This is a genomic window from Thermopolyspora flexuosa, assembly GCF_006716785.1.
Lineage (GTDB): Bacteria > Actinomycetota > Actinomycetes > Streptosporangiales > Streptosporangiaceae > Thermopolyspora > Thermopolyspora flexuosa.
Genome location: NZ_VFPQ01000001.1, coordinates 1,259,996 through 1,276,874, shown reverse-complemented (window position 1 = coordinate 1,276,874; position 16,879 = coordinate 1,259,996). Strand labels below are relative to the sequence as shown.

Below are 16,879 nucleotides of genomic sequence, written 5' to 3'. Positions count from 1 at the left end.
ATAAAGTCGTCCGGCAGCGACCTACTCTCCCACACCCCCCAAGGTGCAGTACCATCGGCGCAGGAAGGCTTAACTACCGGGTTCGGAATGTAACCGGGTGTTTCCCTTCCGCCATAACCACCGAAACGACACCCAAAGAACAACAACGGCAAAGCCGCCTGTTGCTCGAGAACCACACAGCGAACACAAACGTCCTGACCAAAACCGCACGGAGCGATGCCGCATGCTCCGTATGCGGTCAAGTCCTCGGTCTATTAGTACCGGTCAGCTCCACCCCTCACAGAGCTTCCACCACCGGCCTATCAACCCACTCATCTCGTGGGGACCTTACCCCCCAAAGGGGAGGGAGACCTCATCTCGGGGACGGCTTCCCGCTTAGATGCCTTCAGCGGTTATCCACACCGAACGTAGCCAACCAGCCATGCACCTGGCGGCACAACTGGCACACCAGAGGTTCGTCCATCCCGGTCCTCTCGTACTAGGGACAGCCCCCCACAAGTCTCCTACGCGCGCAGCGGATAGGGACCGAACTGTCTCGCGACGTTCTAAACCCAGCTCGCGTACCGCTTTAATGGGCGAACAGCCCAACCCTTGGGACCGACTCCAGCCCCAGGATGCGACGAGCCGACATCGAGGTGCCAAACCATCCCGTCGATATGGACTCTTGGGGAAGATCAGCCTGTTATCCCCGGGGTACCTTTTAGCCGTTGAGCGACACCCCAACCACACGGAAGTGCCGGATCACTAGTCCCAGCTTTCGCTCCTGCTCGACCCGTCGGTCTCACAGTCAAGCCCCCTTGTGCACTTACACTCACCACCTGATTGCCAACCAGGCTGAGGGGACCTTTGGGCGCCTCCGTTACCCTTTAGGAGGCAACCGCCCCAGTTAAACTACCCGCCAGACACTGTCCCCCACCCCGATCCAGGGGCGCGGGTTAGACGCCCAAAACAGCCAGAGTGGTATTTCACCAACGACTCCACCCCAACTAGCGTCGAGGCTTCACAGTCTCCCACCTATCCTACACAAGCCATTCCAGACGCCAATATCAAGCTGCAGTGAAGGTCCCGGGGTCTTTCCGTCCTGCTGCGCGAAACGAGCATCTTTACTCGTACTGCAATTTCACCGGGCCTGTGGTTGAGACAGCGGGGAAGTCGTTACGCCATTCGTGCAGGTCGGAACTTACCCGACAAGGAATTTCGCTACCTTAGGATGGTTATAGTTACCACCGCCGTTTACCGGCGCTTAAGTTCTCGCCTTCGCAAGCCCCGAAGAGCTCGCTAAGCGGTCCCCTTAACGTTCCGGCACCGGGCAGGCGTCAGTCCGTATACATCGTCTTACGACTTCGCACGGACCTGTGTTTTTAGTAAACAGTCGCTTCCCCCTGGCCACTGCGACCCCCACCAGCTCCCAGCGCACAGCCGTTCACCAGCAGGGGCCCCCCTTCTCCCGAAGTTACGGGGGCAATTTGCCGAGTTCCTTAACCACAGTTCACCCGAACGCCTCGGTATTCTCTACCTGACCACCTGAGTCGGTTTAGGGTACGGGCCGCCGCGGCACTCGCTAGAGGCTTTTCTCGGCAGCATGGGATCACCCACTTCGCCACAATCGGCTCGGCATCACACCTCAGGCTTGTATGGGAGGCGGATTTGCCTACCTCCCGCCCTACATGCTTACCCCAGGACAACCACCGCCTGGGATGGGCTACCCTCCTGCGTCACCCCATCGCTTGCCTACTACCGGATCAGGCCAGGCGTTCACCCAGACACCGACGCTCAAAGAACGCCGGCCGGGCTAGGACCCTTAGTATCACCGGCCTCGACATGGACGCACCACAGCGGGTACGGGAATATCAACCCGTTATCCATCGACTACGCCTGTCGGCCTCGCCTTAGGCCCCGACTTACCCTGGGCGGATCAGCCTGCCCCAGGAACCCTTGGTCATCCGGCGCAGAAGTTTCCCACTTCTGAAACGCTACTCATGCCTGCATTCTCACTCGCGCCACCTCCACCAAGGATCACTCCCAGGCTTCACCGGCGACACGACGCTCCCCTACCCACCACACACCCACAAGGAGTGCACGGTGCCGCGATTTCGGCGGTGTGCTTAAGCCCCGCTACATTGTCGGCGCGGAATCACTAGACCAGTGAGCTATTACGCACTCTTTCAAGGATGGCTGCTTCTAAGCCAACCTCCTGGCTGTCACAGCGACTCCACATCCTTTCCCACTCAGCACACGCTTAGGGGCCTTAATCGACGATCTGGGCTGTTTCCCTCTCGACCACGAAGCTTATCCCCCGCAGTCTCACTGCCGCGCTCAACTTACCGGCATTCGAAGTTTGGCTGACCTCAGTAACCCGGTAAGGCCCATCAGCCAACCAGCGCCCTACCTCCGGCAAGCACCACGCGACGCTGCACCTAAATGCATTTCGGGGAGAACCAGCTATCACGGAGTTTGATTGGCCTTTCACCCCTACACACAGGTCATCCCCCAGGTTTTCAACCCTGGTGGGTTCGGGCCTCCACCCAGTCTTACCTGAGCTTCACCCTGCCCATGCGTAGATCACCCCGCTTCGGGCCTGCGGCATGCGACTCCATCGCCCTATTCAGACTCGCTTTCGCTACGGCTCCCCCACACGGGTTAACCTCGCCACACACCGCAACTCGCAGGCTCATTCTTCAAAAGGCACGCAGTCACCACACCCACGCTCTTACGAACATGGGCGACACGGCTCCCACGGCTTGTAGGCACACGGTTTCAGGTACTCTTTCACAACCCCTCACCGGGGCACTTTTCACCTTTCCCTCACGGTACTCGTCCACTATCGGTCACCAGGGAGTATTTAGGCTTACCAGATGGTCCTGGCAGATTCACACGGGATTCCTCGGGCCCCGTGCTACTCGGGAAACTCCCCCAGACAGTCGCCACGGTTTCACCTACCCGGCTCTCACGGTCTACGGCCGCCCATTCCAGAACGTTCGGCTACCGCGACGATTTCTCACTGCCCGGCCAGTCGGCGGACCAGCCCAGGAAGCTCCCACAACCCCGCACACGCAACGCCCGCCGGCTATCACACGCGCACGGTTTAGCCTCTTCCGCGTTCGCTCACCACTACTAACGGAATCACTATTGTTTTCTCTTCCTACGGGTACTGAGATGTTTCACTTCCCCGCGTTACCACCAACCGCCCTATACATTCAGGCGGCGGCGACCCGACATGACTCGGGCCAGGTTCCCCCATTCGGAAATCCCCGGATCACAGCCCGGTAGGCGGCTCCCCGAGGCTTATCGCAGCCTCCCACGTCCTTCATCGGCTCCTGGTGCCAAGGCATCCACCGTGTGCCCTTAACAACTTGACCACACACGGAGCACACGCCACCGCACCCGCAAACCAGCAACCCAGCAGCTCAACTCACCGATCACACCCGCCAGATCCATCACGATCCGGCACCAGACCCGACACCCACACCAGGCATCCGATCCCGACCCGAGACCCCCGGCCAAGACCAGAGAATCCAAGCGGCGACCCGATAACCCTCTCGAGACCAAACTCGAGCACAGGCGTCAGATCCAACCAATGTGACCAGCGAGCCCTCGCTCAGGTCACCGGCCGCAGACACACGGCGCGGCCACACAAGACGCTCGCGTCCACTATGCAGTTCACAAGCAACAAACAGCCACCAGCCCAACCCGCCACCAGACACCCCCACCATCACCCACACAAACCTGGGATCAGGTGACAGCCGGTATGACGGAGACCGGCACCGTCCACAAGGGACAAGCCAACAGGCCCGTTCCCTCAGGACCCAACAGTGTGCCCAAACCACCAGACCCCACCACAACCACGTTCCCACTCCCACCACAACAGATGGGCGGTACTAGCGGCCGGCAGCCGGCCCGGCAGCCTGAATAACCAGCGCTCCACGATCACGAGCACACCACGCGCAGACCACACGCCTGCGAACGCGGCCCATGGACCACAACCACCATCCTGCCCCATGCAGAACAGCAGCCAGGCCGAGTGCTCCTTAGAAAGGAGGTGATCCAGCCGCACCTTCCGGTACGGCTACCTTGTTACGACTTCGTCCCAATCGCCGGCCCCACCTTCGACCGCTCCCCCCGGAAACCGGTTAGGCCACGGGCTTCGGGTGTTGCCGACTTTCATGACGTGACGGGCGGTGTGTACAAGGCCCGGGAACGTATTCACCGCAGCATTGCTGATCTGCGATTACTAGCGACTCCGACTTCATGGGGTCGAGTTGCAGACCCCAATCCGAACTGAGACCGGCTTTTAGGGATTCGCTCCCCCTCACAGGCTCGCAACCCACTGTACCGGCCATTGTAGCATGTTTGCAGCCCAAGGCATAAGGGGCATGATGACTTGACGTCATCCCCACCTTCCTCCGAGTTGACCCCGGCAGTCTCCCATGAGTCCCCACCACCCAAAAGGGCGTGCTGGCAACATGGGACGAGGGTTGCGCTCGTTGCGGGACTTAACCCAACATCTCACGACACGAGCTGACGACAGCCATGCACCACCTGTCACCCAGCCCCGAAGGGAGCGCCCATCTCTGGACGTTTCCGGGTGATGTCAAGCCTTGGTAAGGTTCTTCGCGTTGCGTCGAATTAAGCAACATGCTCCGCCGCTTGTGCGGGCCCCCGTCAATTCCTTTGAGTTTTAGCCTTGCGGCCGTACTCCCCAGGCGGGGCGCTTAATGCGTTAGCTACGGCACGGAGCCCGTGGAAGAACCCCACACCTAGCGCCCAACGTTTACGGCGTGGACTACCAGGGTATCTAATCCTGTTCGCTCCCCACGCTTTCGCTCCTCAGCGTCAGGACAGGCCCAGCAAGCCGCCTTCGCCACCGGTGTTCCTCCTGATATCTGCGCATTTCACCGCTACACCAGGAATTCCACTTGCCCCTGCCTGCCTCTAGCCGGCCCGTATCCACCGCAGACCCACGGTTAAGCCGCGGGCTTTCACGGCAGACGCGACCAGCCGCCTACGAGCTCTTTACGCCCAATAATTCCGGACAACGCTCGCGCCCTACGTATTACCGCGGCTGCTGGCACGTAGTTAGCCGGCGCTTCTTCCGCAGGTACACGTCACCTTCGTCCCTGCCGAAAGAGGTTTACAACCCGAAGGCCTTCATCCCCCACGCGGCGTCGCTGCGTCAGGCTTCCGCCCATTGCGCAATATTCCCCACTGCTGCCTCCCGTAGGAGTCTGGGCCGTGTCTCAGTCCCAGTGTGGCCGGTCGCCCTCTCAGGCCGGCTACCCGTCGTCGCCTTGGTAGGCCGTTACCCCACCAACAAGCTGATAGGCCGCGAGCCCATCCCCGACCGGAAACCCCAAACGAGGCACCTTTCCACCCACCCCCATGCGGGAGCAGGTCGTATCCGGTATTAGACCCGGTTTCCCAGGCTTATCCCAGAGTCGAGGGCAGGTTGCTCACGTGTTACTCACCCGTTCGCCGCTCGAGTACCCCCGAAGGGGCCTTTCCGCTCGACTTGCATGTGTTAAGCACGCCGCCAGCGTTCGTCCTGAGCCAGGATCAAACTCTCCATGAGATGCCTCAAAACCCTTGAGACACCCCCCACGAAGAGGGACATCCCAGCAAAACCATCACCCAGACACACCTCTCAGCAAAGCCCGAGGCCTTGCCGAGCAGCGCCTGGCATGACGGGGTAAAGCTCATGCACTGGCTTTTGACACACTGTTGAGTTCTCAAGGAACGGACGCGTACACCAGGCCACCGGAACCCACGTCCCGGCACCCGGCGCGTACCTCGTCGGTTCAATCTTACCAGACCTGTCCAGCCCAGGCGAACCCCCCCTGAATCGGGGTAAACCCCCCAGACCGTACCGATCCGGTAGGTCTCGCCCTCCTGCGAGGGCTCCCCCACGTTACCGCCACCGCGAGCATCTGGCGAATCGGGCGAACCCGATGCCAAGTCCTGCGCTGGAGTCACGGGGAGTCTGCAACCGGCCCACGGTCTCCGAGGGGACCGCGAAGCCCTGAAACCCTTGTGGCGTCGGGGCTTCCGCCGCGCTGCGAACACATACTTTAGCAGCCCTGGAGCGGGGCGATGCACGGTTCCGGCAACCGTTCCTTCATTCCCGCTCCTGGAAAGCTTCAAACATCACGGCGGGGCCGGATGTACCGGCCCCGCCGTAGGAACTCTCGCGGATGCTCGCCGGGGTCGCGACCCGTACCCGCGTCAGCCGGCCGGAAGCGCGGCCAGCTGGGCCTCGAGGCGGGCGATGTCCGCCTCGGCCTGGGCGGCCCGGGCGCGGACCTTGGCGATCACGTTCTCCGGGGCCTTCGCCAGGAACTGCTCGTTGCCGAGCTTCGCCGCGGCCTGCTGGGCCTCCTTACGTGCGGCGGCGAGGTCCTTCTCCAGCCGGCGGCGCTCCGCGGCGACGTCGATCGCCCCCGCGGTGTCGATCTCGACCGTCGCCGAGCCGACCACGAGACGGGCCGTGGCGGAGAACGAGTCCGTCGGCTCGTCCAGCCGCAGCAGGGTACGGATCGCCTTCTCGTGCACGGCCAGGCGCGTACCCGTCAGGTCGAGCCGCGACGCGACCCGCTGACCGGGCTTGAGCCCCTGGTCGGAGCGGAACCGGCGCACCTCGGTGACGAGGTGGCGGAACTCGGCGAGCTCGGCGTCGGCCTCCGGGTCCTCCTGCAGCCCCTTGGTCGTCGGCCACGGGGCGATCGTGATCGACGGCTTACCGGTGAGCGCCCGCCACAGCTCCTCGGTCACGAACGGCACGAGCGGGTGCAGCAGCCGCAGCAGGTTGTCGAACACGTAGCCCAGCACGAGGCGCGTGCGCTCGGCGCGCTCCCCGCCCTCCGCGATCTGGATCTTGGCGATCTCGACGTACCAGTCGCAGACCTCGTCCCACGCGAAGTGGTAGAGCGCGTCGCAGAGCTTGGCGAACTCGTAGTCCTCGTACGCCTCGTCGACCGCGGTGATCACCGAGCGGAGCCGGCCGAGGATCCAGCGGTCGGCCGCGGTGAGGTCCGCGAACGCGGGCGGCTCGTCCGGGACCGTGGCGCCGTTGATCAGCGCGAAGCGCGTCGCGTTCCAGATCTTGTTGCAGAAGTTGCGGGAGCCGGCGGCCCAGTCCTCGCTGATCGCGACGTCGGCGCCCGGGTTCGCGCCGCGCAGCAGCGTGAACCGGGTCGCGTCCGCGCCGTAGCGCTCGATCCAGTCCAGCGGGTCCACGACGTTGCCGAACGACTTGGACATCTTCTTGCCGAACTGGTCGCGCACCATGCCGTGCAGCGCCACCTCGCGGAACGGCGGCTTGCCGTCCATCGCGTACAGCCCGAACATCATCATCCGGGCGACCCAGAAGAACAGGATGTCGTACCCGGTGACCAGGACGGTCGTCGGGTAGAAGCGCTCCAGGTCCGTCGTGGTGTCCGGCCAGCCGAGCGTGGAGAACGGCCACAGGCCCGAGGAGAACCAGGTGTCGAGGACGTCCGGGTCCTGCTCGTAGCCGGGCGGCGGCTCCTCGTCCGGGCCGACGCAGACCACCTCGCCGTTCGGGCCGTACCAGACCGGGATGCGGTGGCCCCACCAGAGCTGGCGGGAGATGCACCAGTCGTGCATGTTGTCCACCCAGTCGAAGTAGCGCTTGGCCATCTCCGGCGGGTGGATGCGGGTACGGCCGTCGCGGACCGCGTCACCGGCGGCCTTCGCCAGCGGCTCGACCTTGACGAACCACTGCAGCGACAGCCGCGGCTCCACCACGGTCTTGCACCGCGAGCAGTGGCCGACCGCGTGGATGTACGGACGCTTCTCGGCGACGATGCGCCCCTGCTCACGCAGCGCGGCGACGACCGCGGCCCGGGCCGCGAAGCGGTCCAGGCCCTCGAACGGCCCCGGCGCCGTGACCACGCCGCGCTCGTCCATCATCGTGATGGACGGCAGCGAGTGCCGGCGGCCGATCTCGAAGTCGTTCGGGTCGTGGGCCGGGGTGACCTTCACCGCGCCGGTGCCGAACTCGGGGTCGACGTGCTCGTCGGCGACGATCGGGATACGCCGGCCGGTGAGCGGCAGCTCCACCTCGGTGCCGACCAGGTGGCGGTACCGCTCGTCCTCCGGGTGCACCGCCACGGCGGTGTCGCCGAGCATCGTCTCGGCCCGGGTGGTGGCGACCACGATGGAGGCGTCGCCGTCCCCGTACCGGATCGAGACGAGCTCGCCCTCGTCGTCGCTGTGCTCGACCTCGATGTCGGAGAGCGCGGTGAGACAGCGCGGGCACCAGTTGATGATGCGCTCGGCGCGGTAGATCAGCCCGTCGTCGAAGAGCCGCTTGAAGATCGTCTGGACCGCCCGGGAGAGGCCGGGGTCCATGGTGAACCGCTCACGGCTCCAGTCGACGGAGTCGCCGAGCTTGCGCATCTGGCTGAGGATGCGCCCGCCGTACTCCTCCTTCCACTGCCACACCCGCCGTACGAACTCCTCGCGCCCCAGGTCGTGGCGGGTCAGGCCCTCCTTGGCGAGCTCGCGCTCGACGACGTTCTGGGTGGCGATGCCGGCGTGGTCGGTGCCCGGAAGCCACAGCGTCTCGAAGCCGCGCATGCGGGCACGCCTGATCAACGCGTCCTGGATCGAGTGATCGAGGGCATGCCCGACGTGCAGCGAGCCCGTGACGTTGGGCGGCGGCAGGACGATGCAGTACGGCTCCCGCCCGCTCGCCGGGTCGGCGCGGAAGTAGCCCTCGGCTACCCAGCGCTCGTAGCTCCGGGTCTCCACTTCAGCGGGCGCGTACTGGGTGGGCAGGTCAGGCTTGGTCACGGTCCTCAATTCTAGGGATGTCGGGGTCGGCTCCTGTACACGATGCGAAATCGGGACGCAACGCCACGGGTATCGCGCATCGCTCTTATCCGTGGCCGTCTCCTCCCGTTGCAAAGCACGGTCCCCTCCCTGTCCGCCGGCGCGGTCGTCCAGGGAGGGGACCGTGGATACGTCGATGGAGTACCGCGGGAGCGAGCGCTCAGGCGCTCTTCTCCCGTGGGGTGCGCGGTTGCTTGACGTTGATCTGATCACGAGGCACCAGGGTCGGGTTGACGTGTTCCAGCACGGCCTCTCGGGTGATGACGACGCGCGCGACGTCATCCCGGCTGGGTACCTCGTACATCACCGAGAGCAGGACCTCCTCCATGATCGCCCGCAGCCCTCGGGCGCCCGTGCCGCGCAGGATCGCCTGGTCGGCGATCGCCTCCAGCGCGTCCGGGGTGAACTCCAGCTCCACGTTGTCCAGCTCGAACAGCCGCCGGTACTGCTTGACCAGCGCGTTCTTCGGCTCGGTGAGGATCGCGATGAGCGCGTCGCGGTCCAGGTTGTGGACGCTGGTGATCACCGGCAGGCGGCCGATGAACTCGGGGATCATGCCGTACTTGAGCAGGTCCTCCGGCATGACCTCGGCGAAGATGTCGGAGCTGTCCAGCTCCTTCTTGGACGGGATGACCGCGTTGAAGCCGATGCCCTTCTTGCCGATCCGGGCCTCGATGATCTTCTCCAGGCCGGCGAAGGCGCCACCGCAGATGAACAACACGTTGGTCGTGTCGATCTGGATGAACTCCTGGTGGGGGTGCTTGCGGCCGCCCTGCGGCGGGACGGACGCGGTCGTCCCCTCGAGGATCTTCAGCAGCGCCTGCTGAACGCCTTCGCCCGACACGTCGCGGGTGATCGACGGGTTCTCGCTCTTGCGGGCGATCTTGTCGACCTCGTCGATGTAGATGATGCCGGTCTCGGCCTTCTTCACGTCGTAGTCGGCGGCCTGGATCAGCTTCAGCAGGATGTTCTCAACGTCCTCGCCGACGTACCCCGCCTCGGTGAGCGCGGTCGCGTCGGCGATCGCGAACGGGACGTTGAGCATCTTGGCCAGCGTCTGGGCGAGCAGGGTCTTCCCCGAGCCGGTGGGTCCCAGGAGCAGGATGTTGGACTTGGCCAGTTCCACGCCGTCGTCCCTGGCGCGGTCACCCGACTGCACCCGCTTGTAGTGGTTGTAGACCGCCACGGACAGGGCCTTCTTGGCCTTCTCCTGCCCGATGACGTAGGAGTCGAGGAACTCGTAGATCTCCCGTGGCTTCGGCAGGTTGTCCCACTTCAGCTCGGAGGACTCGGAGAGCTCCTCCTCGATGATCTCGTTGCAGAGATCGATGCACTCATCGCAGATGTAGACGCCGGGTCCGGCGATGAGCTTCTTGACCTGCTTCTGGCTCTTACCGCAGAACGAGCATTTCAGCAGGTCTCCCCCGTCGCCGATGCGTGCCACCCCAGATACTCCTTTGCGTGGAACCGCGTCGCGTCCGCGATCCGTACTCTGCGGACCCGGTCCGGAAAGGTCATCCCGCTCAAGTCTCGACGTTACCGTCTCCGGGGCCCTGAGTGAGCCCTCTATCGGCGAGTCGCACCAGAACGTGCCGTTTTGGGCATCGTTCCGGTGCTCTCGACCATCTTAGGAAGCGATCGCGGCCGGACGCTTCTTCCTGCTCGGAATGATGTCGTCGATCAGGCCGTATTCCTTGGCCTCTTCGGCGGTGAGGATCTTGTCACGCTCGACGTCCTTGCGCACCTGGGCGATCGGGCGCCCGGTGTGCTTGGCGATGATCTCCTCCATCAGGGTCCGCATCCGGAGGATCTCACGCGCCTGGATCTCGATGTCACTTCCCTGACCACCACCCTCGGTCGACGGCTGGTGGATGAGCATCCGGGCGTTCGGCAGCGCGAAGCGCTTGCCGGGGGTACCGCCGGCGAGAAGGATCGCGGCCGCCGAGGCCGCCTGCCCCAGGCAGATCGTCTGGATGTCGGGCCGGACGTACTGCATGGTGTCGTAGATCGCGGTCATCGCGGTGAACGAACCGCCCGGCGAGTTGATGTACATGCTGATGTCGCGGTCGGGGTCGAGCGACTCCAGCGTGAGCAACTGCGCCATGACGTCGTTCGCCGACGCGTCGTCGATCTGAACCCCTAGGAAGATGATGCGGTCCTCGAACAGCTTGTTGTAGGGGTTCATCTCCTTCACGCCGTACGTCGTGCGTTCGACGAATGAAGGGATGATGTAGCGGCCGTTGATGTCCCCAGGCCTGATCAGGTCACTCACCTCTTACCCCCTCAGGAGACGGCGCCCTGCGAGGGCACCTGCCGAGCACTCCGCACGACGTGGTCGATGAAGCCGTAAGCCTTGGCCTCCTCGGCCGTGAACCAGCGGTCGCGGTCCGAGTCGCGCTCGATCTGCTCGACCGTCTGGCCCGTGTGGGCGGCGATGCGCTCCGCCAGCGTCTTCTTCACGTACAGCATCTGCTCGGCCTGAATCGCGACGTCGGCCGCGGTACCGCCGATGCCACCGGAGGGCTGGTGCATCATGATCCGGGCGTGCGGGAGGGCGTAGCGCTTGCCCTTCGCGCCCGCGCACAGCAGGAACTGGCCCATCGAGGCGGCCAGCCCCATGGCGACCGTGCACACGTCGTTCGGCACGTACTCCATCATGTCGTAGATGGCCATGCCGGCCGTGACCGAACCACCCGGGGAGTTGATGTAGAGCCAGATGTCCCGCTCCGGGTCGTCGGCGGCGAGGAGCAGCAGCTCGGCGCAGATGCGGTTCGCGGTGGCGTCGTCGACCTGGCTGCCCAGGACGATGATGCGCTCCTCGAGCAGTCGCCGGTACAGCTGGTCTTCCAGCCGGAATACGCCGTTCTCACGGAATCTCGACTCCGGCCCCGATCCGAAGGGCGAATAGAAGGTCGGCGGGCTGGTCACAGCGTCACCTTCCGATGCGTCGTTATCGATTGGCTTTCATTGGACCTTAACGCGCCCGGCCGACCGGTCAGGCCTCCATCACGCGGTGTTCGCTGAAGGCGCAGGTGCCCTCCCGGCGCGGAACCCCGCCGCACCGGAGGCACGGCGGGGTTCCCGACGCATCCGCGACGTTTCCGGCGGTTCGGGCGCCTGGCGCCGGGCCCGCATCCGCCCACCGGCGGCCGTCGCCCGGCCGGCCGGCTCGTGCTCGCGGGCCGTGCCGTACCCCTGTGCCGCTTCCTTCACGGCCCCGGCGTACCCGGGCCCGGAAACGGCCGTACCGGCTGCGGGGAGCGGGATCCCGAGCCGGTACGGGAGGTCACGGCGGCGCCGCGGCGCGGCGGGGCTACTTGTCGGACTGCTCCGACTCCTCGCCGCCCTCGGCCTCATCCTCGGCCTGCGCGGCCTCGGGGGCGAGCTCGGCGTAGATCGCCTTCAGGTCGACCTCGTTGCCGTTCTCGTCGACGACCTTCGCCGCGTCGCCCAGGATCGTCTTGGCCTTGTCCCGGACGATCTCCACCATCGCCATGTTGATCTGGTCGTTCTCGGCGAGGTGCTTGGCGAGCGTGTTCGGCGCGACCCCGAGCTCCATGGCGCGGCGCACCACGAAGTTGGTGAGCTCCTGCTCCGAGACGCCGAGCTCCTCCTGCTTGACGATCTTGTCGAGGATGAAGCTGGCCTTGATCGCCTTCTTCGCGCTCTCCTCGATCTCCTTGAGGCGCTCCTCCTCGGTGGTCTGGTAGAGGCGGAAGAACGCGTCACGGCTCAGGCCGCTCTGCGCGATCTGGTGGTCGAGGTTGTGCTTGCGCATCTCGATCTCGGCCTGGACCGCGCTCTCCGGCAGCGGGATGTCGATCTTGTCCATCACCGCTTCGAGGGCCTTCTCCCGGGCCTGGTTGATCTGGTCGATCAGCTTGTTGCGCCGCACCTGGCCCCGGATGCTCTCGCGGAGCTCCTCGAGCGTGTCGAACTCGCTGGTGAGCTGGGCGAACTCGTCGTTCAGCTCGGGGAGGACCTTCTCCTTGACGCTCTTGACCTTGATCTTCACCTGCGCCTCCTGGTCGGCGTGCTCGCCGCCGACCAGCCGGGTGGTGAAGACCTTCTCGTCCCCGGCCGCCATGCCGAGCAGGTTGTCGTCGAGGCCCTGCAGGATCGACCCGGCGCCGACCTCGTAGGAGACGTCGCTCGCCGCCTGCTCCTCAAGCTCCACGCCGTCGATCGAGGCCGACAGGTCCATCACCACGAAGTCGCGGTTCTGGGCCGGCCGGTCCACGCCGGTGAGGGTGGCGAACCGCTCCCGCAGCGCGTTGAGCTGGGCGTCGATGTCCTCGTCGGTGACCTCGGCCGAGGGGACGGTCACCTCGATCCCCTCGTAGTCGGGCAGGTCGAAGGCCGGGCGGACGTCCACCTCGGCGGTGAACTCCACCTGCTTGCCGTCCTCGAGCTTGGTGACCTCGATCTCCGGCCGGCTCACCGGGAAGACGTCGGTCTCGTCGACGGCCTTGCCGTACAACTTGGGAAGAGCGTCGTTGAGGGTCTCCTCAAGCACCACCGCGCGGCCGAACCGCTGCTCGATGATTCGAGCGGGAACCTTGCCCGGCCGGAAGCCGGGCACGCGCACCTGCTGCGCGACCTTCTTGTACGCCGCCTTCAGGCTCGGCTCGAGCTCCTCGAACGGCACCTCGACGGTGAGCTTCACCCGAGTCGGGCTGAGCTCCTCGACAGCGGTCTTCACGGATGTCTCCTAGATCAAGCCTTGAATGATCGTGGGCGCGTCGGTGCCGTGCATCTCGATCGAATCCGCCATCCCGGGCATGATCGACTGTGGCGGGTGTCCAGCGCCGCTCGCAAGTCTAGGGCAGACGGGCACCCGCGGCGTCATCGACCACGTGATCCCTCCCGTCATCGCCCTTCCCGGCACCGGTCGCGGGTGCCGAGTGTGACCCGACCGTTTCGCAGCGCGACGTTCGCATCGCACACGTCACCCCGTTGCCAAGCCGCTCTTTGCCCGGTTCGCGGCGGCGGCCGCACGGCCTTAAGCGAGTTAGATCTCTCGCATAATCTTTTCGAGTAACGCGACCGTTTCATCCGGGGTGGTGCTCACGGCGCAGAGCCGCTCCATCACCTCGCTGTACCGGTCGACGTCTTCCCGTTTGTCCAGATAAAGGGCGCTGGCGAGCTGCTCGACGTACACGATGTCGGGCAGGTCCGGGTCGGCGAAGCGCAGGATGCTGAAGGCACCGCCCTCCGCGCTGTGCCCGCCGAAGCTGAACGGCATCACCTGGATCGTGATGTTCGGCTGGCGCATCAGGTCGATGAGGTGCCCGAGCTGGGCGCGCATCACGTCGGTGCCGCCGATCGGGCGCCGCAGCGCCGCCTCGTCGATCACCGCCCAGAAGAACGGCCCGTTCGGGCGGTCGAGCACCTGCTGGCGCTGCAGCCGCAGCTCCACCCGGCGCTCGATCTCCTCGGGGGTGATGCCGGCCGCCCCCGCCGTGATCACGGCACGGGCGTACTCCTTCGTCTGGAGCAGACCGGGAATGAACTGGACCTCGTAGGTGCGGATGCGGGAGGCCGCCTCCTCGAGCCCGACGTAGGCCTGGAACCACGAGGGCAGCAGGTCGTTGAAGCGGTGCCACCAGCCCGGCTCGTTGGCCTTCTCCGCGAGTTCCATCACCGCCGCCCTCTGTTCCTCGTCCTCGACGCCGTAGAGGGTGAGCAGGTCGGCGACGTCGCGCGGCTTGAAGCTGACCCGGCCGAGCTCCATCCGGCTGATCTTGGACTCGGAGCCGCGGATCCGGCGGCCCGCCTCCTCTCGGGTGAGCCCTTTCTCCTCACGGAGCCGACGCAACTGGGAACCCAGCAGGATGCGAAGCGCCGTGGGGCCGGATCCCGGCTGGATCTGTGTCACGGTGCCTCCCTCTCCGCTCGGTCCAGCCAACCACTACTCGGTCCAGCCAACACAGTCTCACCACTTCTCGCTTCGCTGACAAGGTCTCATGTGGATGTCGGTTTTCCAACTTTTTCTAGCGCATGCCCTCCGCCGTCCCAATGGAGCCCGGAAGCCGTAACGGAGGAATGGCCTTACGCCCGATTCGCACCGTTCTTCCATCTATGTCGCCCATCTCCGCCATCGTTCATCCGCACCCCGCGCGAACGACCGGACCCACCACGGAAACCCGACGAAACGGGCGATACGGGCGCGGTGCAGGGTGTCATCCGTAACTTGCGCATGCACATGTCAGTTGCACGTGCATTTGGGTCTTGCAGGCGCAAGGATCGTGACCGATGATGGGCTAGCGCGCAATTTGACCCATTGGTGTACGGCCTATCCGGGCGGCGAGGGACCTCGGTCCACGACAACGGCGGGAGGTATCGGAAGGATGGCGGAAGATCCGGGGTCCACCGCGCAATGCCTGGACGTGACCCTCGAGATCGGCTTCGACCGCCTGCTCGCCGAGCCGCACCCCGGCACCACCACCTGCGCGCTGCGCCCACGCGCCGAGTCGGTCGCGATCGCGCGGGACGTCACCCGCACCACGCTCACCCGATGGGGGCTCGGCGCGCTCTGTGACGACGCCGCGCTCGTCGTCTCCGAGCTGGTCACCAACGCGGTGCGCCACCTGCCCCATCCCCGGGCGTACGGCGAGCGCCCGATCACGCTGCTGCTCGTGCGCCGGGTGCCGCACCTGGTCATCGCGGTGGCGGACCCGAGCGACGGCGTGCCCACGCCGAAGGAGCCCGACTTCGTCGCCGAGCACGGCCGCGGCCTGCACATCGTGGAGGCCTACAGCGACCGATGGGGATGGAGCCCGCTCGCCCGGGGCGGAAAGGCCGTTTGGGCCCTGTTCCACTGCGCCCCGTAGGCGGCGGATCCGGACGACTGGTCGGGGCGGCGGGATTTGAACCCACGACCCCCTGCTCCCAAAGCAGGTGCGCTACCAAACTGCGCCACGCCCCGTCGTTCAGGACGTATACAATCTCAATGTCGGGTACGCTAACGCCCTGACGACCGGAAGAAGTCTAGACCAGACGACGACCGGTTCGTGCGGACGTAGCTCAATGGTAGAGCCCCAGTCTTCCAAACTGGCAGCGCGGGTTCGATTCCCGTCGTCCGCTCACAGACGCGAAGGGCCGGGTCAGCCCAACGGGCGACCCGGCCCTTCCGCATGTCCGGGGTCGTTCCGGTGATCACGCCAGGCGCGTCCGGCCGGCGTCCCCGCACCCTTCCCTCCCGGCCGCGCACCCCCGGGGAACGATCTAGGGATCTTTGGACAGAGCCCGGCGTAAGCGATCAATCACGCAGGGTAGGTTCACCGGCGGCATTTCAGTCGAACACGCCAAGAAAGGACGCGCAAGTGGAGCAGCAGCAGGCCCAGCAGATCGAACAGCAGCTCCGGCAGAACTGGCAGCAGATCCGCTACCGGATCCTCGACATGTTCGCCGAGGTCAGCCCCGCCGACCTCGACTTCGCCCGCAACGTCAACGACCTGGTGGAGCGGATCGCCGACAAGTCCCGCCACAGCGAGCGGTACGTCGAGACCCGCCTGATGGAGCTGGTCGGCGTCGGCGGGATGCCGCAGGGCCAGTCGCAGGGCACGCCGTTCGGCGCCCAGCAGGGCCGTACCTTCGCCAGCGGCCAGTGAGCCCGCGAGGCACCGGACACCGACCGGCCTCGCGCACCGTCGGCGGTCAGTGCGACAGCATGGACCGGTAGTCCAGCAGATCGTCGATGAGGCTGCTGACCGACGCGTCGCGTGGCAGACGCCGCAGCTCGGCGAGCATCGCGTCGACCTCCTCGAGGGTTGGCCGGCCATCGACCGATTCGACGAGAGCCAGTAGGGTGCTCATCTCTCCTCCTGCGTGTTTCGTCATTGAAACATACCTTTTGGGCGCTTCGTCCGTATTGTGAGCTGGTTACCGCTTTGTAACTGCCGCAGCGGAGCGACCGCCCGCCGGTCGCGGCCGGAACCGACCTCGCGGAGGGCCGGGCTCCACTGACCGCAGGGCCGGGGGCCTCCCCGCACGGAGGCCTCCGGCCCGTCCGCCGCCACGGGCCGAG

General features: G+C 65.4%; 9 protein-coding genes, 2 tRNA genes and 3 rRNA genes. 3 read left to right on the top strand and 11 right to left on the bottom strand.

Going from position 1 to position 16,879, the window contains the following annotated elements; genetic code table 11:
• Positions 1-8: 8 nt before the first annotated feature.
• The 9 genes from rrf to FHX40_RS05585 all read right to left on the bottom strand — a co-directional run bounded on the left by rrf (position 9) and on the right by FHX40_RS05585 (position 14,728).
• A 5S ribosomal RNA gene (rrf, locus tag FHX40_RS05625) occupies positions 9-125 on the bottom strand.
• 109 nt (positions 126-234) lie between these two features.
• Positions 235-3,359: ribosomal RNA gene (locus FHX40_RS05620) — 23S ribosomal RNA — on the bottom strand.
• A gap of 673 nt (positions 3,360-4,032) precedes the next feature.
• Positions 4,033-5,569 (bottom strand): 16S ribosomal RNA (locus FHX40_RS05615).
• The 16S, 23S and 5S rRNA genes sit together here, the layout of an rRNA operon.
• A 650-nt stretch (positions 5,570-6,219) precedes the next feature.
• Complete coding sequence (locus FHX40_RS05610) at positions 6,220-8,820, bottom strand: valine--tRNA ligase (protein WP_142258625.1); 2,601 nt, start codon at positions 8,818-8,820, stop codon at positions 6,220-6,222.
• Positions 8,821-9,010: 190 nt separating this feature from the next.
• Positions 9,011-10,294, bottom strand: coding sequence for an ATP-dependent Clp protease ATP-binding subunit ClpX (clpX, locus tag FHX40_RS05605; RefSeq protein ID WP_142258624.1), 1,284 nt, complete (start codon positions 10,292-10,294; stop codon positions 9,011-9,013).
• Between the two features lie 183 nt (positions 10,295-10,477).
• A complete protein-coding gene (locus FHX40_RS05600) occupies positions 10,478-11,122 on the bottom strand; it encodes an ATP-dependent Clp protease proteolytic subunit (protein ID WP_142258623.1) in 645 nt (214 codons plus the stop codon).
• An 11-nt stretch (positions 11,123-11,133) separates the two neighbouring features.
• Positions 11,134-11,778, bottom strand: a complete 645-nt coding sequence (locus FHX40_RS05595; protein WP_142258622.1) for a ClpP family protease — start codon at positions 11,776-11,778, stop codon at positions 11,134-11,136.
• Between the two features lie 385 nt (positions 11,779-12,163).
• Complete coding sequence (tig, locus tag FHX40_RS05590) at positions 12,164-13,552, bottom strand: trigger factor (RefSeq protein ID WP_142258621.1); 1,389 nt, start codon at positions 13,550-13,552, stop codon at positions 12,164-12,166.
• 309 nt (positions 13,553-13,861) lie between these two features.
• Positions 13,862-14,728, bottom strand: coding sequence for a helix-turn-helix domain-containing protein (locus FHX40_RS05585; RefSeq protein ID WP_142258620.1), 867 nt, complete (start codon positions 14,726-14,728; stop codon positions 13,862-13,864).
• Positions 14,729-15,200: 472 nt separating this feature from the next.
• On the opposite strand from FHX40_RS05585, the gene FHX40_RS05580 reads away from it, so the two are divergent.
• The gene (locus FHX40_RS05580; protein ID WP_142258619.1) at positions 15,201-15,683 is read left to right on the top strand and encodes an ATP-binding protein; all 483 of its coding nucleotides are present in this window, start codon (positions 15,201-15,203) and stop codon (positions 15,681-15,683) included.
• An 18-nt stretch (positions 15,684-15,701) separates the two neighbouring features.
• Here FHX40_RS05580 and FHX40_RS05575 read toward each other — a convergent pair.
• Positions 15,702-15,778: transfer RNA gene (locus FHX40_RS05575), tRNA-Pro, on the bottom strand.
• 87 nt (positions 15,779-15,865) lie between these two features.
• Between FHX40_RS05575 and FHX40_RS05570 the strand changes: the two genes are divergently transcribed.
• Positions 15,866-15,936, top strand: a tRNA-Gly gene (locus tag FHX40_RS05570).
• A gap of 239 nt (positions 15,937-16,175) precedes the next feature.
• Positions 16,176-16,463 carry a hypothetical protein gene (locus FHX40_RS05565; RefSeq protein WP_142258618.1) on the top strand — a complete coding sequence of 96 codons (288 nt, stop codon included), beginning with the start codon at positions 16,176-16,178 and terminating at the stop codon, positions 16,461-16,463.
• 46 nt (positions 16,464-16,509) lie between these two features.
• Here the strand turns inward: FHX40_RS05565 and FHX40_RS24975 are convergent, their stop codons facing one another.
• Entirely contained in the window at positions 16,510-16,668 is a 159-nt protein-coding gene (locus FHX40_RS24975) for a hypothetical protein (RefSeq protein WP_170198725.1), read from the bottom strand.
• Positions 16,669-16,879 lie beyond the last annotated feature (211 nt).

Bases quoted from the DNA above. Each gene is read 5' to 3' on its own strand.
- FHX40_RS05580 (WP_142258619.1), top strand. From the start codon at position 15,201: ATGGCGGAAGATCCGGGGTCCACCGCGCAATGCCTGGACGTGACCCTC.
- FHX40_RS24975 (WP_170198725.1), bottom strand. From the start codon at position 16,668: ATGAGCACCCTACTGGCTCTCGTCGAATCGGTCGATGGCCGGCCAACC.